The sequence below is a fragment of the Streptomyces sp. Tue6028 genome (assembly GCF_002300165.1).
Taxonomy (GTDB): Bacteria; Actinomycetota; Actinomycetes; order Streptomycetales; family Streptomycetaceae; genus Streptomyces; species Streptomyces siamensis.
This window is the reverse complement of record NZ_MLCE01000023.1, coordinates 13,432-35,208: the sequence shown is the minus strand read 5'-3', so window position 1 is coordinate 35,208 and position 21,777 is coordinate 13,432. Positions and strand designations below refer to the sequence as shown.

The 21,777-nt window shown below is 70.9% G+C and carries 22 protein-coding genes and 3 tRNA genes; 4 read left to right on the top strand and 21 right to left on the bottom strand.

Features of this window, described 5'->3' with window-relative positions; all coding sequences use genetic code 11:
• Positions 1-48: 48 nt before the first annotated feature.
• The 9 genes from BKI49_RS22090 to BKI49_RS22050 form a co-directional block, all read right to left on the bottom strand.
• Positions 49-1,104, bottom strand: coding sequence for a UDP-N-acetylmuramate dehydrogenase (locus BKI49_RS22090; RefSeq protein ID WP_095936027.1), 1,056 nt, complete (start codon positions 1,102-1,104; stop codon positions 49-51).
• Positions 1,105-1,241: 137 nt separating this feature from the next.
• A complete protein-coding gene (locus BKI49_RS22085) occupies positions 1,242-1,622 on the bottom strand; it encodes a DUF3291 domain-containing protein (RefSeq protein ID WP_095936026.1) in 381 nt (126 codons plus the stop codon).
• A gap of 20 nt (positions 1,623-1,642) precedes the next feature.
• Complete coding sequence (locus BKI49_RS22080) at positions 1,643-3,118, bottom strand: DHA2 family efflux MFS transporter permease subunit (RefSeq protein ID WP_095936025.1); 1,476 nt, start codon at positions 3,116-3,118, stop codon at positions 1,643-1,645.
• Positions 3,119-3,327: 209 nt separating this feature from the next.
• Positions 3,328-3,897: a TetR/AcrR family transcriptional regulator gene (locus BKI49_RS22075; RefSeq protein WP_179332532.1), complete on the bottom strand. Its 570-nt coding sequence runs from the start codon at positions 3,895-3,897 to the stop codon at positions 3,328-3,330.
• 276 nt (positions 3,898-4,173) lie between these two features.
• Positions 4,174-4,602, bottom strand: a complete 429-nt coding sequence (locus BKI49_RS22070) for a MaoC family dehydratase (RefSeq protein ID WP_095936024.1) — start codon at positions 4,600-4,602, stop codon at positions 4,174-4,176.
• Position 4,603: 1 nt separating this feature from the next.
• Positions 4,604-5,056, bottom strand: a complete 453-nt coding sequence (locus BKI49_RS22065) for a MaoC family dehydratase N-terminal domain-containing protein (RefSeq protein ID WP_095936023.1) — start codon at positions 5,054-5,056, stop codon at positions 4,604-4,606.
• 273 nt (positions 5,057-5,329) lie between these two features.
• A complete protein-coding gene (gene rpmG / locus BKI49_RS22060) occupies positions 5,330-5,494 on the bottom strand; it encodes a 50S ribosomal protein L33 (RefSeq protein WP_003948671.1) in 165 nt (54 codons plus the stop codon).
• Between the two features lie 88 nt (positions 5,495-5,582).
• A tRNA-Met gene (locus BKI49_RS22055) sits at positions 5,583-5,655 on the bottom strand.
• Positions 5,656-5,701: 46 nt separating this feature from the next.
• Positions 5,702-5,774, bottom strand: a tRNA-Thr gene (locus BKI49_RS22050).
• Between the two features lie 304 nt (positions 5,775-6,078).
• Between BKI49_RS22050 and BKI49_RS22045 the strand changes: the two genes are divergently transcribed.
• Entirely contained in the window at positions 6,079-7,329 is a 1,251-nt protein-coding gene (locus BKI49_RS22045) for an amidohydrolase family protein (protein ID WP_095936022.1), read from the top strand.
• 470 nt (positions 7,330-7,799) lie between these two features.
• On the opposite strand, the gene BKI49_RS22040 is transcribed toward BKI49_RS22045, so the two are convergent.
• Entirely contained in the window at positions 7,800-8,906 is a 1,107-nt protein-coding gene (locus BKI49_RS22040; protein ID WP_257004909.1) for a hypothetical protein, read from the bottom strand.
• 69 nt (positions 8,907-8,975) lie between these two features.
• Here BKI49_RS22040 and BKI49_RS22035 point away from each other — a divergent pair, with 69 nt between their 5' ends.
• Complete coding sequence (locus tag BKI49_RS22035; protein ID WP_095936021.1) at positions 8,976-9,632, top strand: SDR family oxidoreductase; 657 nt, start codon at positions 8,976-8,978, stop codon at positions 9,630-9,632.
• An 89-nt stretch (positions 9,633-9,721) separates the two neighbouring features.
• On the opposite strand, the gene BKI49_RS22030 is transcribed toward BKI49_RS22035, so the two are convergent.
• The 4 genes from BKI49_RS22030 to BKI49_RS22015 form a co-directional block, all read right to left on the bottom strand.
• A complete protein-coding gene (locus BKI49_RS22030; RefSeq protein WP_095936020.1) occupies positions 9,722-9,934 on the bottom strand; it encodes a hypothetical protein in 213 nt (70 codons plus the stop codon).
• A gap of 141 nt (positions 9,935-10,075) precedes the next feature.
• Positions 10,076-11,281, bottom strand: coding sequence for a cytochrome P450 (locus BKI49_RS22025; protein ID WP_095936019.1), 1,206 nt, complete (start codon positions 11,279-11,281; stop codon positions 10,076-10,078).
• On the bottom strand, positions 11,281-12,279 hold the full coding sequence (locus BKI49_RS22020; RefSeq protein ID WP_095936018.1) for a DUF1259 domain-containing protein: 999 nt from the start codon (positions 12,277-12,279) through the stop codon (positions 11,281-11,283). Before BKI49_RS22020 ends, BKI49_RS22025 begins: the two co-directional genes overlap by 1 nt.
• Positions 12,280-12,673: 394 nt before the next feature.
• A tRNA-Tyr gene (locus BKI49_RS22015) sits at positions 12,674-12,755 on the bottom strand.
• Positions 12,756-12,957: 202 nt separating this feature from the next.
• Between BKI49_RS22015 and BKI49_RS22010 the strand changes: the two genes are divergently transcribed.
• Positions 12,958-13,446, top strand: coding sequence for a YajQ family cyclic di-GMP-binding protein (locus BKI49_RS22010; protein ID WP_028805132.1), 489 nt, complete (start codon positions 12,958-12,960; stop codon positions 13,444-13,446).
• Positions 13,447-13,778: 332 nt separating this feature from the next.
• On the opposite strand, the gene BKI49_RS22000 is transcribed toward BKI49_RS22010, so the two are convergent.
• Entirely contained in the window at positions 13,779-14,045 is a 267-nt protein-coding gene (locus BKI49_RS22000) for a GlsB/YeaQ/YmgE family stress response membrane protein (protein ID WP_028805133.1), read from the bottom strand.
• Positions 14,046-14,250: 205 nt separating this feature from the next.
• On the opposite strand from BKI49_RS22000, the gene BKI49_RS21995 reads away from it, so the two are divergent.
• On the top strand, positions 14,251-15,501 hold the full coding sequence (locus BKI49_RS21995; RefSeq protein ID WP_095936017.1) for an APC family permease: 1,251 nt from the start codon (positions 14,251-14,253) through the stop codon (positions 15,499-15,501).
• A 210-nt stretch (positions 15,502-15,711) separates the two neighbouring features.
• Here BKI49_RS21995 and BKI49_RS21990 read toward each other — a convergent pair whose 3' ends face one another.
• The 6 genes from BKI49_RS21990 to BKI49_RS21965 all read right to left on the bottom strand — a co-directional run bounded on the left by BKI49_RS21990 (position 15,712) and on the right by BKI49_RS21965 (position 21,772).
• Positions 15,712-16,278, bottom strand: coding sequence for an SMI1/KNR4 family protein (locus BKI49_RS21990; protein WP_095936016.1), 567 nt, complete (start codon positions 16,276-16,278; stop codon positions 15,712-15,714).
• Between the two features lie 51 nt (positions 16,279-16,329).
• Positions 16,330-17,229, bottom strand: coding sequence for a barstar family protein (locus BKI49_RS21985; RefSeq protein ID WP_095936015.1), 900 nt, complete (start codon positions 17,227-17,229; stop codon positions 16,330-16,332).
• A 3-nt stretch (positions 17,230-17,232) separates the two neighbouring features.
• Positions 17,233-17,625: a YccF domain-containing protein gene (locus BKI49_RS21980; protein ID WP_028805136.1), complete on the bottom strand. Its 393-nt coding sequence runs from the start codon at positions 17,623-17,625 to the stop codon at positions 17,233-17,235.
• Positions 17,622-18,485, bottom strand: coding sequence for a zinc metalloprotease HtpX (gene htpX / locus BKI49_RS21975; RefSeq protein WP_028805137.1), 864 nt, complete (start codon positions 18,483-18,485; stop codon positions 17,622-17,624). Before htpX ends, BKI49_RS21980 begins: the two co-directional genes overlap by 4 nt.
• Positions 18,486-18,698: 213 nt before the next feature.
• Positions 18,699-20,198, bottom strand: coding sequence for an NADH-quinone oxidoreductase subunit N (locus tag BKI49_RS21970; protein WP_095936014.1), 1,500 nt, complete (start codon positions 20,196-20,198; stop codon positions 18,699-18,701).
• Positions 20,195-21,772 carry an NADH-quinone oxidoreductase subunit M gene (locus tag BKI49_RS21965; protein WP_095936013.1) on the bottom strand — a complete coding sequence of 526 codons (1,578 nt, stop codon included), beginning with the start codon at positions 21,770-21,772 and terminating at the stop codon, positions 20,195-20,197. Before BKI49_RS21965 ends, BKI49_RS21970 begins: the two co-directional genes overlap by 4 nt.
• Between the last annotated feature and the right edge of the window lie 5 nt (positions 21,773-21,777).

Below are 21,777 nucleotides of genomic sequence, written 5' to 3'. Positions count from 1 at the left end.
GTGCCGGGGTGAGGGTGTCCGGGTCCGCGCGGGTGGCGCCCGGGCTCGCTAGAGGCGTACGCCGACCGTGACGGGCTCGTTGACCAGGGTGATCCCGAAGGCCTCGTGGACGCCGGCGACGACCTCGCGGGCCAGCGCGAGGAGGTCCTCGGTGGTGGCCTCGCCCCGGTTGGTGAGGGCGAGCGTGTGCTTGGTGGAGATCCGCGCGGGCCCGCTGCCGTAGCCCTTGGTGAAGCCGGACTTGTCGATCAGCCAGGCCGCGGAGGTCTTGGTGTTGCCGTCGCCCGCCGGGTACGCGGGCGGTACGGTCCCGGCGCCGAGCCGGTCCTCCACGCGCGCGTGGAACGCGGCGAACTCCTCGTCGCTGAGGATCGGGTTCGTGAAGAACGACCCGGCGGACCAGGTGTCATGGTCCTCGGGGTCCAGGACCATGCCCTTGCCGGAGCGCAGCCCCAGCACCGTCTCGCGGGCGGCCGTCAGCGGCACCCGGTCGCCGGGTTCCACGCCGAGCACGCGGGCCATCTCCGCGTACCTGATCGGAGCCGACAGCCCTTCCGCGTCCTCCAGCCGGAAGCGGACGCGGAGCACGACGTAACGGTCGGGGTCGGCCTTGAAGCGGCTGTGCCGGTACGAGAAGGCGCACTCCGCGTTCGTCAGCGTGACCGTCTCGCGCGCCGTGCGGTCGTAGGCGACCACTTCGGTGATCGTCGACGACACTTCCTGGCCGTACGCGCCCACGTTCTGGATCGGGGTGGCGCCCGCGGAGCCGGGGATGCCGGCGAGGCACTCGATGCCGGCGAGTCCGGCTTCGACGGTGCGGGCGACCACGTCGGTCCACACCTCGCCGGCCGCCAGCTCCAGCCGCGTGCCGTCGAGCGCGAAGCCGGTCGTGGCGATGCGCAGGGCCGTGCCGTCGAAGCCCTTGTCGCCGATGACCAGGTTCGATCCGCCGCCGATGAGCAGCAGCGGCGTACCGGTGTCGTCGGCCTCGCGCACGGCGGCGACGACCTCGGCGTCGGTCGTGGCGGTGATCAGCCGGGTGGCCGGGCCCCCGAGCCGGAAGGTGGTCAGCGGGGCGAGCGGGGCGTCGTGGAGTTCCTGCACGCGCCCAAGACTACGAGAAGGGCCGGGGGCGTCCGGCCACCGGTGGCGGCGGGCACGACGGCATACGCCCTCCGTGGCGGCACGGACACGGCTGTGGCCCCGCCGTCGGGGCGGGGCCACAGCCGTGTCACGTGCGGTCAGTCGAAGCGTCGCAGCACCTGCGCCCAGTCGAGGGGCAGCTCGTCGGCGGATGTCTTCCAGGTGAGGAACTTCGCGTCCTTCATCTGGTGTCGCAGGCCCCCCGCGGCCGGGGCGTGCGGGCCGGAGCGGGCGAACTCCTTGAGGGCGGCGGGCGACTCCCAGGCGGACACGGTCCAGAAGGTGCGCCGCAGGGGCGCCGCCTTCAGCGAGGCGCCGTACGCGCCGGGTGCCTTGCCGACCTGCCGCCACACGCCCGGCGTCCGCGCGAAGAACCGGAGCGCTCCCCACAGGGTGCGGGTCTCGAACCGGGAGGCCATCACGTGCAGCTCGGTGTCCTGCGGCGGCGTGTTCGGCACGGTCCAGGGAAGAGTGGGCATGTCCGGGCTCCTTCCGGGCTTCAGTGGGTGGCGGTCTCGAGGGCGGGGGCCGGCGCGGAGGACGCGACGGGCGTCCGTGCGGCACGGCGTGCGGTCGGGATGACCAGGGCCGCGATGCCCGCCAGGGCGACGACCGAGGAACCGACCACGAGGGCGGGCCGCAGGCCGTCGACGAAGCTCTGCGCGGACTCGTAGCCGCCCTGCGCGGAGAAGATCGAGGACATCACCGCGATGCCGAGCGCGCCGCCCACCTCGCGCAGCGCGTTGTTGGCGCCGGAGGCGATGCCCTGCTCGGTGGCGCTGACGCTGGACATGACCAGGTTGGAGGCGGGCGCGAAGTACAGGGACATCCCGACGCCGCTGATGATCAGCGCGGGCAGCTGGGAGAGGTACGAGGCGTCGGCGGCGATCACGGTGGCGTAGTACGCGAGGCCCGCGGCCTGGAGGAAGAGGCCGGTGGCCACCACCGGGCGCCCGCCGATGCGGTCGGAGAGGTAGCCGGCGATCGGCGCGACGAGCATCGGCATGCCGGTCCAGGGCAGCATCCGCAGTCCCGCCTCGGTCGGCGAGTAGCCCAGGACGCCCTGCATGTACTGGCTGAGCAGGAAGATCGAGCCGAACATCCCGAGGAACATCAGCAGGCTCGCGGCGTTGATCCCGGCGAAGGCGCGGGAGCGGAAGAGCCGCATCGGCAGCATCGGGTTCTTGGCGCGGCTGCCGTGCAGGACGAATCCGGCGAGCAGCGCGGTGCCCGCGAACAGGCCCGTCAGGACGAGCGGGCTGGTCCAGCCGTCGGCGGGTCCGCGGACCAGGCTGTAGACGATCCCGAAGAGGCCGCCGCTGGCGAGCAGGGTGCCGGGGACGTCGAGCCGCGCGCCGGTGCCGTGCGACTCGGAGAGGCGCAGTCGGGCGAGCGGCAGCAGGGCCAGGCCGAGCGGCACGTTCAGCCAGAAGATCCAGTGCCAGGACACGTGTTCGGTGAGGCTGCCGCCGATGAGCGGACCGGAGGCGACCGCGAGTCCGTTGACGGCACCCCAGATCCCGTACGCCATCCCGCGCCTGGCGGGCGGAACCGCCGCGGTCAGCAGGGTCAGGGTCAGCGGCATCATGATCGCCGCACCCACGCCCTGGACCGCCCGGGCGGCGATCAGGGAGTCGATGCCGGGCGCCATGGCCGCGGCGGCGGAGGCGCCGGTGAAGACGCTCAGCCCGACGAGGAAGAGCCGTCGGCGTCCGAAGCGGTCACCGAGCGCCGCGCCGAACATCAGCAGGACGGCGAAGGTGAGCGTGTAGGCGCTCACGGTCCATTCCAGGTCGTCGAGCGCTCCTCCGAGGTCCTTGCGGATCGAGGGCAGGGCGGTGGTGACGACGAGATTGTCGAGGGCCGCCATGAATCCGGCGACGCTGGTGATGACGAGGGCCCAGACCGCTCCCCCGCGACGTGCTGCCGGTTCCGTGTGCCCCGCCGGTGCGGACTGTGCCGTTCCCTGTGACATCGCTCCCCCAGAGCGTGATGACCATCAATGGTTAGTTATTGCTGACTAACTTTCGCGGGCATGGAGAGGGCAGGAATTCCCCCGACTCCGGACCCGCGGTCCCTGCGTCCGTCTCAGGCCTCAGCCCGCGTATCTCAACCCTCAGCCCGTCGAACCCGTCGAACCCGTCGGGCCGGAATGGCCCGTGAGGCCCGCCGGACCCGTCGCGCCTACTTCTCCAGCCGGCCCGTGATCCTCGCCGACGGATAGAGCCCTTCCCACACCCGATGCTCGGGCGGGAAGCCCATGGACACCAGGCAGTTGACGAGCATTCCGTACGCCATGAAGGTCGCGGTCTCGTCCACGTCCGCACCCAGCGGCACGTGGACCACGTCCCAGAGCCGCATCCAGCCGGCCCGCACCGCCTCGCCGAGTTCTCGGTCACCGGCCTCTTCGGCCGCGGCCACGGCGACGTACATCTGCATCTGCATGAGCAGCCGCTCCGGCTGCTCGGCGATGACCTTGACGTACGCGTTCGCCATGGCATGCAGGGCGTCTTCACCCTGCAGCCCCTCGGAGGCCTCCTCGAAGGTGCGCCGAGTGAGCTCCATGCAGTACTCGGCCGCCGCGAGGAAGATCGCCTTCTTGCCCGGGAAGAGGCGGAAGAGGTACGGCTGCGAGACACCGACGCGCTTGGCGATCGCCTCGGTGGATGTGCCGTAGTAGCCGCCGCGGGCGAACTCGCTCATCGCCGCGCGGATGACGCTCTCGCGCCTCTCCTCTGCGCTCATCCTGACCATGCGAGTAAGTTAGTACTCAATCACTAACTACGTCAAGGGGGCCCGGCTCGGAGCCTGCCGACGGAACGCCTTGCCCCCGCAGCGCGTTCGGAACGCCTTGCCCTCGCGGCGCGTTGGGGCCGGTAGGGGTCCTCACGCACGTAAGGGGCGCCCCGCCATGGAGGACGCCCCTTACTTCCGTACTTCCGTACTTCCGTACTTCCGCCGCAAGCTCGCGGCGCTTCCGTCGTGCCTTCACGGCACTTCCGTCGAGCCCTCGCGGCCCGCTCCGGCCTCTCAGGCCAGCCGTACGACCGCTCGTGACATGCCCAGGACCTTCTGGCCCGCGCTCGTCGCGGTGAGGTCGACGCGGACGGTGTTGTCGTCGAGCTTGGCCCCGATCTTGGCGCTGACCTCGATCGTGGCGCCCTTGTCGTCGTTCGGGACGACGACGGGCTTGGTGAAGCGGACGCCGTACTCGACGACCGCGCCCGGGTCGCCGACCCAGTCGGTGACGACGCGGATCGCCTCGGCCATGGTGAACATGCCGTGGGCGATGACGTCGGGGAGACCGACCTCGACCGCGAACTTCTCGTTCCAGTGGATCGGGTTGAAGTCCCCGGAGGCGCCCGCGTACTGGACCAGGGTGGCCCGGGTGACGGGGAAGGTCTGGGCCGGCAGTTCGGTGCCGACCTCGACGTCCGCGTAAGTGATCTTCGCCGTCATGTCAGCCCTCCTCCGCCGCGCGTGCGACCAGCTTGGTGACGGCCGTCACGACGTGCTCGCCCGACTCGTCGTGGACCTCGCCACGGATGTCCAGGATGTCGTTGCCCGCGAGGGACTTGATCGACTCGATCGTCGAGGTGACCGTGAGCCGGTCGCCCGCGCGCACGGGGCGGGTGTAGGCGAACTTCTGGTCGCCGTGCACCACTCGGCTGTAGTCGAGGCCCAGTTGCGGGTCCTGGACGACCTGACCGGCGGCCTTGAACGTGATCGCGAACACGAAGGTCGGCGGGGCGATCACATCGGCGTGCCCGAGCGCCTTGGCGGCCTCCGGATCCGTGTACGCGGGGTTGAGGTCCCCGACGGCCTCCGCGAACTCGCGGATCTTCTCCCGGCCGACCTCGTAGGGGTCGGTGGGCGGGTAGGACCGCCCCACGAAGGACTGGTCGAGCGCCATGGGCTCGGCACCTCCTGGTTGTCTTCGCTGGACTCGGCGTCCCGGCCGGCGGAATGTCGTCCCGTCCGGACCGGAACGGATTGTCTTCCCGCCCTGGCCGGGACGGGTCGTCGCTCCTGTCATAGCCGGGCGGGCTGTCTTCGCTCTATAACGACGCGGCGCCCTGCGGCGACGCGGCACTCGTCCGGACCCGCCGCACCCTGGGGCGCCTCGGGTCCACAACGACGCGAGGCCGCCCCCCGCGAAGGGGACGGCCTCGTGTACGAGCCTGATTTATCGCGTTTCGCGGTGCGCGGTGTGCGCGTTGCAACGCGGGCAGTGCTTCTTCATCTCCAGTCGGTCCGGGTTGTTACGCCGGTTCTTCTTGGTGATGTAGTTCCGCTCCTTGCACTCCACGCAGGCCAGCGTGATCTTCGGGCGGACGTCGGTGGCAGCCACAGGAGTGCTCCTTGACGAACGGATGGGACGATTAACGCATAGAAGAGTAGCCGATCGAAGGACCGACCCCACAATCGGCTACTGTCAGTAGCGGTGACCGGACTTGAACCGGTGACACAGCGATTATGAGCCGCTTGCTCTACCGACTGAGCTACACCGCTGTGATGCGATCGGGCCCCGTCTTGCGACGGGAACCTCTCACACCAGAGCCCCAATACGGAATCGAACCGTAGACCTTCTCCTTACCATGGAGACGCTCTGCCGACTGAGCTATTGGGGCGAGCGATGAAGACATTACACGGTAGGCCGCCGATCGCCCAAATCCGTTTCGCGGCACCCGCCCCGGCCTGTTCCCTTCCGCTTCCGCGGGCTTCCCCACGGGCCCTCCGGAGCCCCTCACGCACCTCTGATCACCAGGGATCGTCCCGGGGCCGCGCGCTCCGGAACCAGCAGGCCACACCGGTACGACTATTGCGCTCCTCCCCGACGTGGGCGGGTTGCCACCCTAGGCTCGACCCACGCTGAGTGATCTTGAGTCCCGCTCCTCGCGGGCGCCCGTCCCGCACCCGAGCACCAGGAGCGCGATGCCCGACAGCCAGCCGCAGCCGCCCCACTCCTCGTCGGGCCAGGCCGACACGGCCACCCTGCTGCTGTGCGGGGCGCGACTCACCGACGGCCGGACCGTGGACGTACGGCTGGGCGGCGGGCGCATCGAGGCGGTCGGCACCGCGGGAAGCCTGGCGACAGGGGTCGCCGGCGGCCTCGCCGCGAAGGTGGACCTCGACGGCTACCTCCTCCTGCCCGCCCCGGCCGAGCCGCACGCCCACGTCGACACCGCGCTGACGGCCGACGGCGAGGGGCCGCTCGCCTACAACTCCCCGGAGGTCCAGCGCCGGGCCACCGAGGCGGCGCTGCTGCAACTCGGGCACGGAGCCACGGCGCTGCGTTCCCACGTGCGCGTCGGCGACGTACAGGGGCTCGACGCGCTGGCGGCGGTGCTCCAGGCCCGGCGGTCGCTGCGCGGGCTCGCCGAGCTGACGGCGGTGGCGATGCCGCGGGTGCTGACCGGGGCCGCCGGAGCGGACGGTCTGGCGATGCTGCGGGACGCCGTGAAGATGGGCGCCACCGTGGTGGGCGGCTGCCCGGACACCGATCCCGATCCGACGGGATACGTGGAGGCGGTCCTGGAAATGGCCGAGGAGCTCGGCTGCCCGGTCGACCTGCACACGGACGGCGCCGACCCGGCCCGGCTCGCCCGGCTCACGGCGATGGCGGGCGGGCTGCGGGCCGGCGTGACGCTCGGCCCGTGCGCCGGTCTCGGACGGCTGCCCGCCGAGGCGGCCTCCCGGGCGGCCGACCAACTCGCCGCGGCAGGGATCACGGTGGTGTGCCTGCCGCAGGGCGGCTGCGGGTCGGTGGACCGCCGAGGGGTCGCGCCGGTACGGATGCTGCGCGCGGCGGGCGTACGCGTGGCGGCGGGCAGCGGTGCCCTGCGCGACCTGTCGAACCCTGTCGGGCGGGGGGACCCGTTGGAGGCCGCGTACCTGCTGGCCTCGCGGTGGGGACTGCGCCCCGAGGAGGCGTACGACGCCGTGGCGGGTGCGGCGCGGGCCGCGCTGGGACTGCCCGAGGTGCGCGTGGAGGCGGGATTTCCGGCCGAGTTGCTCGCGGTACGGGGTGAAGGGCTCGCGGGGGCGCTGTCGTTGGCGTACAGCCGGATCGTGGTGCACCGCGGGCGGGTGGTGGCGCGGACCAGCGCGGTGCGGGAGTACTGCAACTCGGCGACCGTGGCCGGAATGGACCTGCCACGGCAGGGGCGGGCCGAATCGTCGTGAGGCACGCCGGGCCGCGCTCCGTGCGCCGCGCCGGGCCACCGTGCGGTGTGCCTGAGAGCCGCTCCCATAGTGCGGGCCTCGCCTCACAGCCGCCTGTACGGAGCGGGGCTCGCCTCACAGCCGCCTGTACGGAGCGGGGCTCGCCTCGGAGCAGGGCGCGCCTCGTAGCAGCCTTGCCCGGAGCAGGACCCGCCTCAAAGCCGCTCGCACGGGGCAGGACACGCGCCTGGGAGCCGTCCTTGTGGAGCGGGGCATGCCCGGGAGCCGTCCTCGTGGAGCGGGGCATGCCCGGGAGCCCTGCGCCTGGAGCAGGGCGCTCGCTCGGACCCGCGCGCGTGGAGTGTTCTCGTGCTGCCCTCCACGCGCGCGCCGTCGAAGGCCGGGGCCCGCGGCCCCGGCCGCTCCCGGCCCCGGAGCCCGGAACCGCCCCGGGGCGGGAGTCCTGAACCTCTGGAGCTCGTCGCCGCCCTCTAGAGTTCGTCGCCGCCGAACAGCCCGCCGGCGAGCGGGCTGCCGCCGGGAACCTTGTCCACGGGGATCTCCGTGGCCCCCGCCGGCGCGTTGACGTCGCCCGCCTCGGAGAACTTCAGGACCAGCGGCAGCTTCGCGGGCTTCGGGGTGTCGGCGAGGACACCGAGGTCGATCTTGACCTGGGTGAGGTCGCCGTTCTTCAGCGTGAAGTCGACCGCGACCTTCTTGTTCGGGGCGTCCTTGAGCTCCTTGTCCGTGGGCAGTTCCGTACCGGGCGGAAGGTCGCCCTCCAGCGGGCGGAGCTTGTCGAAGACCCCGCGGATCAGCTCACGGAAGTTGGCCTTGGCCACCACGTGTTCGGTGCCGTCGCCGCCGCTCTTGGTGCTGAAGGTGACGTCACGGGCGATGACACCGCGGACGGCCTTGAGGATCTTCCGCTGGGTCTTCGCGTCGACGTCGTCGGCCGACCCCTTCGCGCCGCGCTTGTGCGACTTCTGGGCCTTGGCCAGTTCGCGGGTGTCGACCTTCACCCAGTCGCCCTCGAGGATCTTCTTGAACTCCTTCTCGGAGTCCGGGATCTGGTCGACCGTCGGCATGGGGACACCCATGGCCTTGCCGATGGCCTTCATGTCGGAGCGGTAGTACGTGAAGTCGCCGACGACCCGGTACTCGGCGAGGACGCCGTCGGCCCCCGAGATCTTGAGGCTCGTGCCGATCAGGTCCTTCTCGCCCGAATCCTCCAGCGGCTTACGGGACTTGACGGCGACATCCACACGCAGGCCGCTGACGAACTTCCCGAACTCCGGCGGCATGGCCTCCTCGGCGTCGCCGGACGCGTTCGCCAGCGAGGTGATCGCGTCGGGGGTGGCGTCGAGGTCCAACTGGAAGGCGAGGGACTTCTTTTCGCCGAGCTGGTCGACGGCGTGGTCGACCTTCTGTCCGGCGGTGAGGTTCTTGACCGTGCCGCAGGCGGCCGCGGTGGCGAGGAGGACGGCGGCGCAGCCGGCCGCGGTGACGGTCTTGCGTATGGCGGTGATGATGCTCTCCTCTGTGACGCCGCGCGCGTCCGCACGACGTCCCCTCGAATCCTCGTTCTCAGTGATCACACATGTGACACATGAGCCGCCCACAAGGTTGTGCGGCGAACGCGTCCGTCCGGGCGTACGGTCGGAAACATGCGCATTGTCATCGCTGGAGGTCATGGTCAGATCGCGCTGCGGCTGGAGCGGCTGCTCTCCGCGCGCGGCGACGAGGTCGCGGGTATCATCCGGCGCCCCGAGCAGGGCGACGACCTGCGGGAAGCCGGCGCCGAGCCGGTTCTGTGCGATCTGGAGTCGGCTTCGGTGGAGGAGGTGGCCGCGCACCTGCAGGGCGCCGACGCCGCCGTCTTCGCGGCGGGAGCGGGTCCGGGCAGCGGGGCGGCCCGCAAGGAGACGGTGGACAAGGGGGCCGCGATCCTGTTCGCGGACGCGGCGGAGCGCGCGGGCGTGCGCCGTCATGTGGTCGTGTCGTCGATGGGCGCGGACCCCGCGCACGAGGGGGACGAGGTGTTCGACGCGTATCTGCGCGCCAAGGGCGAGGCCGACGCGTACGTACGCAGTCGTCCGGGCCTGGACTGGACGATCCTGCGCCCCGGGGGCCTGATCGACGACGCCGGCACCGGTCTCGTACGTCTGGAGGCGCACACCGGCCGCGGCATGATCCCGCGCGACGACGTCGCCGCGGTCCTCGCGGAGCTGGTGGACACCTCGGCGACGGCCGGGCTGACCCTGGAACTGATCAGCGGCTCGACGCCGGTCTCGGTGGGGGTCAAGTCGGTGGCGGGGAACTAGACGGCGGCGTATCCGCGTGCTCGTCGGGTGGGCCGCGGATGATCGTCGGGTGGGCCGGGGCTGCTCGTCCGGCTCGGTCCGGGCGTACGTCAGAACAGCGGGAGCTGTCCGGGGAAGTCGGGGACCGTGTACCCGTCCAGTGTCGGCTGGGCCGTGCCCGTCTGTGCCTGCCGGCGTGAGCCGGGGCACGAGACCAGCGCTCCGCTCCCCCGCGGGCCCGGCGGATCGTGCCGCGCGAACCGGCCCGCGACGACGGCGATCTCCCGGCGGCACTCGGGGCAGTTCCTGCGACGCGACGACATGGGTCCAGTCTGCCCCGGCCGGGCGGCACACAGGCACAGCCCTGCCCTCCACGGGGGTACGCAGAACCCCCGCCGGACCGCGTTCTCGCGGTCCGGCGGGGGTTTTCCCGAGCGAAGGGCCGACGGCGTCGGGAGATGGTCCTACCAGGTGACCGGCAGCTCCAGCGGGAAGCGCCGGATCGTCTGCTGGTCCCACCGCACTTCGTCCGGCGGCACCGCGAGCTTCAGCCCGGGGAAGCGCTGCATGAGGCGGCCGACGGCCACTTCGAGCTCCGCCATGGCCAGCGGGACGGCGATGCAGCGGTGACCGCCCCAGCCGAACGTCATGTGCGGACGGTTCGGGCGGTCGACGTCGATGACGTCCGGCTTCGGGTAGCGCTCCGGGTCGCGGTTGGCCGCCAGGTACGAGACGTGGACGAAGTCGCCCGCCCGGATCTGTGCGCCGTCCAGCTCCACGTCCTCCAGAGCCATCCGGGGAATGCCGACGCCCTTGCGGAACGGGATGTAGCGGAGCATCTCGTGCAGGACGTCGGTGAGCGTCTCGGGCCGGCGCCTGATGTGGTCCTCCAGCTCGGGGTGGGTGAGGAGCAGGTAGACGATGTTGCTGATCTCGCAGGTCGCGGTGTCCTGGCCGCTGAGTGCCAGGGTCAGCGCCATGACCGCCAGTTCGTTGTCGTCGAGGTGGTCCTCGCCGTCCCGCGCCTCGGCCATCAGGCTGATGAGGTCGTCGCCGGGTGAATGGCGGCGCTGCTCGACGAGTTCGGCGAAGTAGGCCGTCAGATCAGCCTTGGCCTTCGCGGCCGCGTCCTTGTTGTGCGCGTCGACGACCAGCAGCCGGAGCACGGCCTCCTGCATCCGGGGCCAGTCCGCCCGTTCGACACCGAGGAGGTCGAGGACGGTGTGCTGGGGAAGCGTGGTGGAGAGGTACTTGACCAGGTCCGCCGGCGGGCCCTTCTCCTCCATCTCGTCGAGCAGGAGGTCCGCGAGCCGGACGATCCGGTGCCGCATGCCGTCGACCCGCTGCTGGGTGAAGGCCTGCGACGCCAGCTGGCGTACGCGGCTGCTGTGCGGCGGATCCATCACGTTGATGGACTCGGGCGAGACGATGGGCTCGGCCGTGAGCCGGGGGTAGTCGTGGCCGATGATGGCCGCCCGGCTCAGACGCTGGTCGGTGGTCACGTGCTTGACGGCGTCGAAGCCGGTGACCAGCCAGGCGTCGGCCTCGCCGTAGGGCAGCCGGATGCGGGCCGGGGCGTCACGGTGCATCAGATCCGCGAGCACCGGGTCGAAGTCGAGTGCTTCGCTGAAGTCGAACGGGCAGGTGGGCGTCTCTTTGTCACCGGTCATCAGCCGGCTCCTCCGGGGGGCATAGGTACGACGTTGGTGGCGTCCACTGCGTGACGAAGGCCGGCGGCGAGCTTCACGGCGTCACCGACGGCCCAGAAGTGGACGAAGAACAGGCGTGGTTCGTCGGTCAGGTTGTGGTGGTGGACCTCGACGAGCTCGACGCCGTTGCGCCGCAGGGCGACGAGTGCGGGCTGGACCTCCTCGGCGGTCATCACCAGGTCACCGCTGATCGCCGCCCGTCCGCCGCCCAGTGCCTGGAAGTTGACGGAGGTGGTGGCGCCCAGTCCCGGGGGAAGGATCAGGTGGCCGTCGGCGATGGCCTCGCGGCGGGCGAAGACGCTCTTGTAGATCTCGCCGTCCGCGTAGCCCTTGACTCCCAGCGCGGCGTCGATCGCCGGGGTGTCCAGGTCGATGGGCGGCGAGGTGACGGTGGGTTCGGCGGGCGGGGTGCCGGTGCAGGCGAACGCGGCGCGCAGGCCGCGGGCGACGGCGACCGGATCGTCGCCGTGGGCGTGCAGATGGACCCACCAGACGTCCGGCTCGTGAGCGAGCAGGTGCTTGTGGATGGCGGTCTGCATGATCCCGTGGTCCTGCAGCACGTCGATGAAGTGCTGCAGTTCGCGCTCGGTGACCACGGCGTCGCCCATGAGGAGCGTGCTGTGGTCGGTGTACCGGACGAAGGACACGTGCGTGCCCAAGGCGAGGGTGGGGTTGATCCGGACTCCGCGGGTGAAGACCGTGAGGTCGTTGCGCGGCATGCCCGTGTGATACATGAACCGCTTCATGTCGCCGGGCCGGCCGAGGGCCTTGCCCACGTCCGCCCAGTCGGCCAGTTTTGTCAGTACCGGCTCGGCCATTGCCCGCCCGTTTCGGGTGGAGAGGGCGTGGGCTTCGCTCGGGGCCCCGGTCAGCACGGGTGCGAGGGCCGCCACGGCCAACACACGACGCCGCGACGTGGTGGGCCGGGAGTGGGTGTCCTGCCGTCGATCGTCAGCCATGTCATATGCCTCCTGGCTGTGATGGAAACACGCACGACGGCGCGGATCCGTGATCCGCGCGGCCATGTGCGGCCAGGTGGACCAACGGAGTCTCCTGACGGCGTGGACGGCTCCGCCACCCGCGTCACGACGTCGCGCGGGGCCGCCGCACGGTCGCGGTCGCCGTCGGCGGAGCGGGGCTCCTCACGCCTCCCGGTGACGGAGGCCACGTGGCGTCGAGGGCTCCGGGCGAGCGGTGGCGTGGGCCGGGTATCGCGTCCACGGCGCCCGTCCGCCCGCTCCGGACGGGGCGTTCGAACACGAGGCGGCACAAGATGGAAGCCGGCCGCCCACGCATACGAAGAAACCCCCTCCGAACTGCGGAAACGCAGTTCGGAGGGGGTTTACCTTCATGTGGCGGCGCCAGGATTCGAACCTGGGAAGGCTGAGCCGGCAGATTTACAGTCTGCTCCCTTTGGCCGCTCGGGCACACCGCCGGGTTTGCTGCTGTGAGCTCCGCTTTTCGGCGGTGCTCCCTGGCAACGACGTAAACGATACCTGATGCTCGGGGATGCTTCGCCACCCAATTGATCGACGCTCGGGGGGAGGGGGGTGGCTAGGCTTATGCGGATGCGGCCGGGGACCGACGCCGGGCTCGACGGCCGCCCCTACGCACCCCGATACAAGGAGCCACAGGACATGGCCGACTCCAGTTTCGACATCGTCTCGAAGGTCGAGCGGCAGGAGGTCGACAACGCCCTCAACCAGGCCGCCAAGGAGATCTCGCAGCGCTACGACTTCAAGAACGTCGGCGCCTCCATCTCGTGGTCCGGCGAGAAGATCCTGATGGAGGCGAACTCCGAGGAGCGGGTGAAGGCCATCCTCGATGTGTTCGAGACCAAGCTGATCAAGCGGGGCATCTCGCTGAAGGCGCTGGACGCCGGTGAGCCGCAGCTCTCCGGCAAGGAGTACAAGATCTTCGCCTCGATCGAGGAGGGCATCTCCCAGGAGAACGCCAAGAAGGTGGCGAAGATCATTCGCGACGAGGGCCCCAAGGGCGTGAAGGCCCAGGTCCAGGGCGACGAGCTGCGTGTCAGCTCGAAGAGCCGTGACGACCTGCAGGCCGTTCAGGCCCTCCTCAAGGGCAAGGACTTCGACTTCGCGCTGCAGTTCGTGAACTACCGGTAGCAGTCGCCGGCCGACAGTGGCCGCTTGCGTCAACCGGTCCCATCGGCCGGTCCGTTACGGCTACGGCTACGGCTACAGCTACGGCTACGGCTACGGCTACGGCTACGGCTACGGCTACGGCTACGGCTACGGCTACGGCTACGGCTACGGCTACGGCTACGGCTACGGCTACGGCTACGGCTACGGCTACGGCTACGGCTACGGCTACGGCTACGGCTACGGCTACGGCTACGGCTACGGCTACGGCTACGAGGAAGGGTGGGCACCAGGGGTGCCCACCCTTCTCGCCTGCTGGCCGCGGTCTCGGGACGGGTGCTCAGCGGCGCGCGTCGTCAGCGTCGCGAGTCGCCGAACAGGATGCGGTAGAGGACCAGCAGGACGAGCGAGCCGCCGATCGCCGCCGCCCAGGTGGCTCCGTCGTAGAAGTGCTTGGTTATGGGGTGGTCGAGCCAGCGGGCCGAGATCCAGCCGCCGATGAACGCGCCGGCGATGCCGATGACGGTCGTCCCGACGAAGCCGCCCGGGTCGCGACCCGGCAGCAGGAACTTGGCGATGGCGCCGGCCAGCAGCCCCAGAATGATCCATCCGATGATGCCCATGTCCTGAACCTGCCCTTCCGCGCTGTGTCCACGCTGTCCCGGACCTGTGTTTCCGGTCGGGCCGGGGTGTGCCGTCGCTGTTCGTGTCCGGCGCGGGCTGCGCGTGTGTCGGTGCTGTCGTCCGGCGCCGTTCTTCGATGGCGCCTCGGTGAACAAGACGTCACCGCGGCTCCGGTCGGTTGCGCTGATCAGTAAGGTGCGGCGCATGACTCCGTCCGATACCGAACTTCGGCGCACTCTGGGCGTCGGCGACGCCGTGGTCATCGGGCTGGGCTCCATGGTCGGCGCCGGGATCTTCGCCGCGCTGGGACCCGCGGCGCGTGCGGCCGGGACCGGGCTCCTGCTCGGGCTCGCGGCCGCCGCCGTGGTCGCCTACTGCAACGCGATGTCCTCGGCGCGCCTCGCCGCCCTGTACCCCGCCTCGGGGGGCACGTACGTCTACGGGCGCGAGCGGCTCGGTGCCTTCTGGGGGTATCTGGCGGGCTGGTCGTTCGTCGTCGGCAAGACGGCCTCCTGTGCGGCGATGGCGCTCACCGTGGGTGCGTACGTCTGGCCGGACCAGGCGCACGCGGTGGCGGTCGCGGCCGTGGTGGCGCTGACCGCGGTGAACTACGGCGGCGTACAGAAGTCGGCCTGGCTGACGCGGGTGATCGTGGCGGTGGTGCTGGCGGTCCTCACTTCCGTGGTGGTCGTGTGTCTGGGCTCGGGCGCCTCGGACGCCGGGCGGCTGGACGTCGGTGTCTCGACCGGAGCGGGCGGGGTGCTCCAGGCGGCCGGGCTGCTGTTCTTCGCGTTCGCGGGGTACGCGCGGATCGCGACCCTCGGCGAGGAGGTGCGGGATCCGGCGCGCACCATCCCGCGGGCGATTCCGCTGGCGCTGGGGATCGCGCTGGTGGTGTATGTGATGGTGGCGGTGGCCGTCCTTTCCGTGCTGGGGCCTGCCGGGCTCGGCCGTGCTGCGGCGCCACTCGCCGACGCGGTCCGTGCGGCCGGTGCGCCCGGGTTCGTGCCGGTGGTGCGGGTGGGGGCCGCCGTGGCGGCGCTGGGGTCGCTGCTCGCCCTGATCCTGGGGGTGTCGCGGACGACGCTGGCGATGGCCCGCGACCGTCATCTGCCGGGTGCTCTGGCCGCCGTGCATCCCCGCTTCCAGGTGCCGCACCGGGCGGAACTGGCCGTGGGCGCGGTGGTGGCAGCGCTGGCCGCGACGGTGGACGTGCGGGGCGCGATCGGGTTCTCCTCCTTCGGTGTGCTGGCCTACTACGCGGTGGCCAATGCGTCGGCGTGGACGCTGAGTTCTGCCCCCTTGCAGCGGGTCGTGCCGGTGGTGGGTGTGATCGGGTGTGCGACGCTCGCCTTCGCCCTGCCCGCGGTGTCGGTGGTGGTGGGCGCGGCCGTGGTGGGGGCGGGCGCTGCGGCGTACGGCGTGCGACGGTGGGTGGCGTCGCGGTCGTCGTGACGACGGCATGCGGTCGGATGGCAGCGGGCGGCGTCCCGGTGTCCAGACGGCGACCCGCGATCGGACGGCAGGGGGCAATGTCGCGGTGGTCGTGACGGCGGCCCACGACCGGACGGCAGGGGGTGGCGTCCCGGCGGTCGTGACGGCGACCCGTGATCAGGCCTCGGCGTGGGGGGCTGGTCCGGCGGCTTGGTGCCTCGTCGGCGCGGGCTAGGAGGCCTGGGCCGTCGTGGTGCGTATGCGGAAGTCGGGCCAGAGGGCCAGGTCCGCGCCGTCGTTGGCCTCCTCGTACCAGCCCGTGCCGTCGAGCCAGGTGCGCAGCCAGGTCGTGAGGTCGGGTGCGTCGACGAACCAGGCTTCCTCGGCCGCGTCGCCGTTCGGCTCGAAGAGCAGGACCGGGCCCCTGGGGTCGTGGCAGTCCACGCACGCGTACATGCCGCAGCCCCAGTGGGATATCGGCAGGACGCCCTCCGGCCAGGGCCAGTCAGGGTCCTTGCGGGCGCTCTTGCGGTTGGCGAGGTACTGCGGGACGGCTGCCGGCTCGCCCGACGGCGGACCGTCGAGCAGGGGCAGCAGGCCGTAGGACGGGCCGAATCCGCCGTCTCCTATCCGCAGATAGAGCGCGGCGAGCAGGGGCGGCAGCGGGAAGCCCAGGGTGGCCTCGGCGCGGGCGACCGCGGCCCGGTCCACGGGAGCGGGGAGCGAAGGCCAGCCCCACGGCCGGGTGTTGCGGGCCTCGGAGGAGACCCGTGCCAGCAACTGCTCGATTTCGGTCATGGGTTCATGATGCAGCGCGCCACTGACAATCGGGCAGCCTGTGGAAAACCCTCAGACGGGCCGGACGTCGACGGCTCTTCCGGCGAGGTGGGCGAGGAGTTCCTCGAAGTCCGGCGGGCGTCGGCCGGGGTGCGGGGTGGCGTCCGGGTGGCCGCGGGCGGCGCCGAGACGGGCTCGGGCGACGTCCGCGTCGTGCCAGATCAGCGTGAACGGCCAGGCCGCGCCCCAGCCGCCGTTCAGGCATTCGTCGAGGGTGTCGAGGTCCCGCCCGAAGTAGCCGCCGGGGCCGTTCACGGCTTCGCCGAGCGCGCAGAAGAAGCCGTGCTCGTCGGTGACGTGGCGGCCGTCGAGGTGATGGGTGGTCCCGGCGGGTGTGTCCGGCTGCCCGGCGGCGCGGTTCACCGCGGCGGTGCGAAGCCAGAAGGCGCGGCCCTCGGGCCCGCAGCCGGCCCAGGCGTTGGCTGTCGTCGGGCGGCCCTGCCACCACAGGTCCCAGACCTCGGACGCCGCACTCGGCGGTCGCTCCGACCAGGGGTCGAGCGTGAGGTCCACGAGGCCGGGGCCGTGTGCGGAGGGCATCCATGCGGTGAGTTCGCCCTCGACGGCGGTCTGGACGGCGCGGCCGGTCACGTCGAGGCGCAGCAGCTTCGCGTGGCCTAGGTCTTCCTCGCCCGCGTTCAGAGCCCGTTGGAGGGCTCCGAGAGGAGTGCAGCCGAGCAGCCGCAGAGGCGGCTCCGGCGGTTCTGGCTGCCGCCCGTACAGGGGTTCATCGGGTGACGCGCGGTCGTGCGGTTCTCGCACCTCGTGCGCCGGCGGGGGCGGGGCGTCGAACAGGCCCTCGCAGTCGGCGCACCGGGCCCAGGTCTCCTCCAGCGCGACCGTGCCGCCGAGTTCGCCCGCCGTGTCGTACGACAGCAGCAGGTATCTCGGCGGTCCCTCCCCCGCGCCCATGCGCTAGCGCGACGCGAACGGCTGGTCCGTACGCACGATTTCGCGTCCCAGGGGGAGCAGCGAGACCGGGATGAGCTTGAAGTTGGCGATGCCGAACGGGATGCCGATGATCGTGATGCACAGCAGCACACCCGTGACGATGTGGGCCAGGGCGAGCCACCAGCCCGCCAGGACCAGCCACAGGACGTTGCCGATGCAGGAAGGGGCACCCGCGTCGCGGCGCTCCACCGTCGTATAACCGAACGGCCACAGCGCGTAGATGCCGATACGGAAGGCCGCGATGCCGAACGGGATGCCGATGATGGTGATGCACAGGATCACCCCCGCGGCCAGGTAGCCGAGGAACAGCCAGAAGCCGCTCAGGACGAGCCAAATGACGTTCAGGATTGTCTTCACTGCTGGCGACCTGCCATCTGCTCGAGACGGGCGATGCGCTCCGCCATCGGCGGGTGCGTGGAGAACATCTTCGACATTCCCTGGCCCGGACGGAAGGGGTTGGCGATCATCATGTGGCTGGCGGTCTCGATCCGCGGCTCCGGGGGCAGCGGCAACTGCTTGGTGCCCGCGTCGAGCTTGCGCAGCGCGCTCGCGAGGGCGAGGGGGTCACCGGTGATGTGGGCGCCGGAGGCGTCGGCCTCGTACTCCCTGGAGCGGCTGATGGCGAGCTGGATGAGGGACGCCGCGAGCGGGCCGAGGATCATGATCAGCAGCAGGCCGAGGATGCCCGGGCCGTCGTCGTCGTTGGACCGGCCGATCGGGATGAGCCAGGCGAAGTTGACCAGGAACATGATCACGGACGCGAGGGCGCCGGCGACGGACGAGATCAGGATGTCGCGGTTGTAGACGTGGCTGAGTTCGTGGCCGATGACTCCGCGCAGCTCGCGCTCGTCCAGGATGCGCAGGATGCCTTCGGTGCAGCACACCGCGGCGTTGCGCGGGTTGCGGCCCGTCGCAAAGGCGTTCGGTGCCTCCGTCGGGGAGATGTACAGGCGCGGCATGGGCTGGCGGGCCTGGGTGGAGAGCTCGCGGACGATGCGGTACAGCGCCGGGGCCTCGAATTCGCTGACCGGGCGGGCGCGCATCGCGCGTAGAGCCAGTTTGTCGCTGTTCCAGTACGCGTACGCGTTCGTGCCGATGGCGACGAACAGCGCGACGACGAGACCGGTACGCCCGAAGAAACTGCCGATGACGATGATGAGTGCGGACAGTCCCCCGAGGAGTACGGCGGTCCTGAGCCCGTTGTGCCGGCGGTGCACGGTACGCCCTCCAAGTGGTGCGGCAGGGGAACCCTTTGCTTGCTGATGCTGCTTCCACTCTTCAGTGGACCCTCCCGTACTGGTCAACGCCAGACGGGGAGCACTAGTTCCCTTGTGCGCCCACCGGCGCGCGTGGGCCGTCCGGGTGATGGCGGACGGCGGCCACGCGTGCGCGCGTGCGGTGCGAGGTGCCCGTGCCTGTGGCCGCGTCGGTCAGAAGAGTCCGGTCGCGGAGAACCTCAGGACCAGCTGGGGCGCGCCGGACAGCGCGATGCCGAGTACGGCCGTCAGGGCGAGCGCGGCCGTGAGCGGGGCCGGCACACGGTGCTTGACCGGCTCGCCTTCGGGGGCACGGAAGAGCAGCGTCGTCCACTGGAGGTAGTAGAAGAGCGCGATCACGACGTTGACGGCCATGACCACGGCCAGCCAGCCGAGCCCGGCGTCGACGGCCGCCGAGAACACGGTGACCTTGGCGAAGAGGCCGATGATGCCCGGGGGCAGTCCTGCGAGGCAGAGCAGGAAGAAGCCCAGGAGCAGCGCCGACAGGGGGCTCTGCGCGTACAGGCCCCGGTAGTCGCTGATGCGGTTCAGGCGGCTTCTGCGGCCGACGACGGCGGCCACGGCGAAGGCGCCCAGGTTCACGGCGGCGTACATGAGGGCGTAGGCGACGGTGGAGCCGATGGCCTTCTCGGCGTCCTTGGAGTAGGCGGCGGCCGCGATCGGCACCAGGAGGTAGCCGGCCTGGCCGACCGAGGACCAGGCGAGCAGGCGTACCGCGCTGTACGCGCGCGTGGCCGTCTGCCGCAGGGCTCCGACGTTGCCCACCGTCATGGTGAGGGCGGCGAGTGCGGCCAGGGCCGGGCCCCAGACGTCCGCGTAGGACGGGAAGGCGACGACGGTGACGAGGATCAGCCCGGAGAAGCCGACCGCCTTGCCGACGACCGAGAGGTACGCGGCGATCGGCAGGGGCGCTCCCACGTAGGTGTCGGGCACCCAGAAGTGGAAGGGCACGGCCGCCGTCTTGAAGGCGAAGCCGACGAGGGTGAGGACGACGCCGGTCTGGGCGAGGGTGTCGAACTGTCCGTCGACTTTCTGGATCTTGTCCGCGATCCGGGTGAGGTAGAGGGTGCCGGTCGTCGCGTAGACGAAGCTGATGCCCATCAGGCTCACGGCGGTCGCGGTGACCGAGGACAGGAAGAACTTCAGGGCCGCTTCGGAGGACTTCCTGTCGCCGTACTTGATGCCGACGAGCGCGAAGGCGGGCAGCGAGGCGACCTCCAGGGCGACGATGAGGGTCGCGAGGTCGCGGGAGGCGGGCAGCAGAGCGGCACCGGCGGCCGAGGAGAGCAGCAGGAACCAGTACTCCCCCTCGGGGAGTTCCCGGTCGGCGTCCTTGATGGCCGTGACCGACAGCAGGGCTGCCAGAAGCGCGCCGCCGAGGACGAGGAACTGGATGACGAGGGTGAACCGGTCCGCCGTGTAGCTGCAGACATTGGCGTCGCCGGTCAGGCAGAAGGTGGCGCGGTCGCCGTCCAGGAGGGGCAGCAGCATCAGCGCGGACGCGGCGAGGCCCGCCACCGACACCCAGCCGAGGACGGCTTTCCTGGCGTCGCCGATGAACAGGTCGGCGACGAGCACGACGAGTCCGACGACCGCGGCGAGGGTGGGCGGCGCGATGGCGAGCCAGTCGACGGACTGGACCAAGGAGCTCATCGGGTGCCTCCTGCGAGGAGCTGCTGGACGGCCGGGTCGGTGAGGCCGAGGAGGGCCCTGGGCCACAGGCCGGCGACGACGGTGAGGGCGACGAGCGGCGTCCAGGCGGCGAACTCGTAGCTCTGGACGTCGGCGAGCTTCGGGCTGCCCGGCTGCGGGGTGGCGCCCATGCAGACGCGGCGCACGACGACCAGCATGTACGCGGCGGTGAGCAGGGTGCCGAACGCGGCGATCGCCATGAAGGTCAGATACGCGGGGCGGCTGAGGTCGTCGGCGGGATCGAACGCGCCGAACAGCGCCAGCATCTCCCCCCAGAACCCGGCGAGGCCCGGCAGTCCGAGCGAGGCGACGGCGGCGAAGGCGAGGAGTCCGCCGAGGCGGGGCGCCTTGCCGTAGAGCGCGGCGCCGGTCTCCTCGGCGAGGGCGTCGAGGTCGGTGGTGCCCGTGCGGTCCTTCAGCGCCCCGACGAGGAAGAAGAGGAGGCCGGTGATGAGGCCGTGCGCGATGTTGGCGAACAGCGCGCCGTTCACCCCGGTCGGGGTCATGGTCGCGATGCCGAGCAGGACGAAGCCCATGTGGCCGACGGACGAGTAGGCGATGAGCCGCTTGAGGTCGCCCTTCGCGCCCTGTTTGGCCAGGGCCAGACAGGCCAGCGATCCGTAGATGATCCCGACCACGGCGAAGGCCGCGAGGTACGGCGCGAAGGTGTGCATGCCGTCCGGCGCGATCGGCAGCAGGATCCGGACGAATCCGTACGTACCCATCTTGAGCAGGACGCCGGCCAGCAGGACCGAACCGACGGTCGGCGCGGCGGTGTGCGCGTCCGGCAGCCAGCTGTGCAGCGGCCACATCGGCGTCTTGACCGCGAGCCCGATCCCGATCGCCAGAACGGCGACGACCTGCACGGATGTGGTCAGCGACCGGCCGTTGTCAGTGGCGAGTGCCACCATGTCGAATGTGCCCGCCTTGATCCCGATCAGGAGCAGGCCCAGCAGCATGACGACCGAACCGAGCAGCGTGTAGAGGATGAACTTCCAGGCCGCGGCCTGGCGCTCCGCACCGCCCCACCGGGCGATGAGGAAGTACATCGGGATGAGCACCGTCTCGAAGGCGAGGAAGAACAGCAGCAGGTCGAGGACGGCGAAGGTCGCGAGGGTGCCGGACTCGAGGACGAGCAGCAACGCGACGAAGGCCTTCGGGGTCGGGCCCGCGGGCATCTTGAAGTAGCTGTACAGCGCGCACAGGAAGGTCAGCAGCGCGGTCAGGACCAGAAGGGGGAGGGAAATGCCGTCGACACCGAGGTGGATGCGCACGTCGAGTGCGGGGATCCAGCTGATGTCCGTCGTGGCTTGCATCTTCGACGGCTGGTCGTGGTCGAAGCCGAGCGCGAGGACGATCGCCGCGATGAGCACGACGCCGGTGACGGTCACCCCGTGCCGCAGTACGGCCTGGTCGGGCGACTTCCCCTTCAGCCCGGGCGGGGCGGGCAGAAGAGCCGCCGCGGCCCCGATGAGCGGGCCGACCACGATGAACGCGAGAAGGATCTGCATCACGGATTCACTGATATCGATCACGCCTG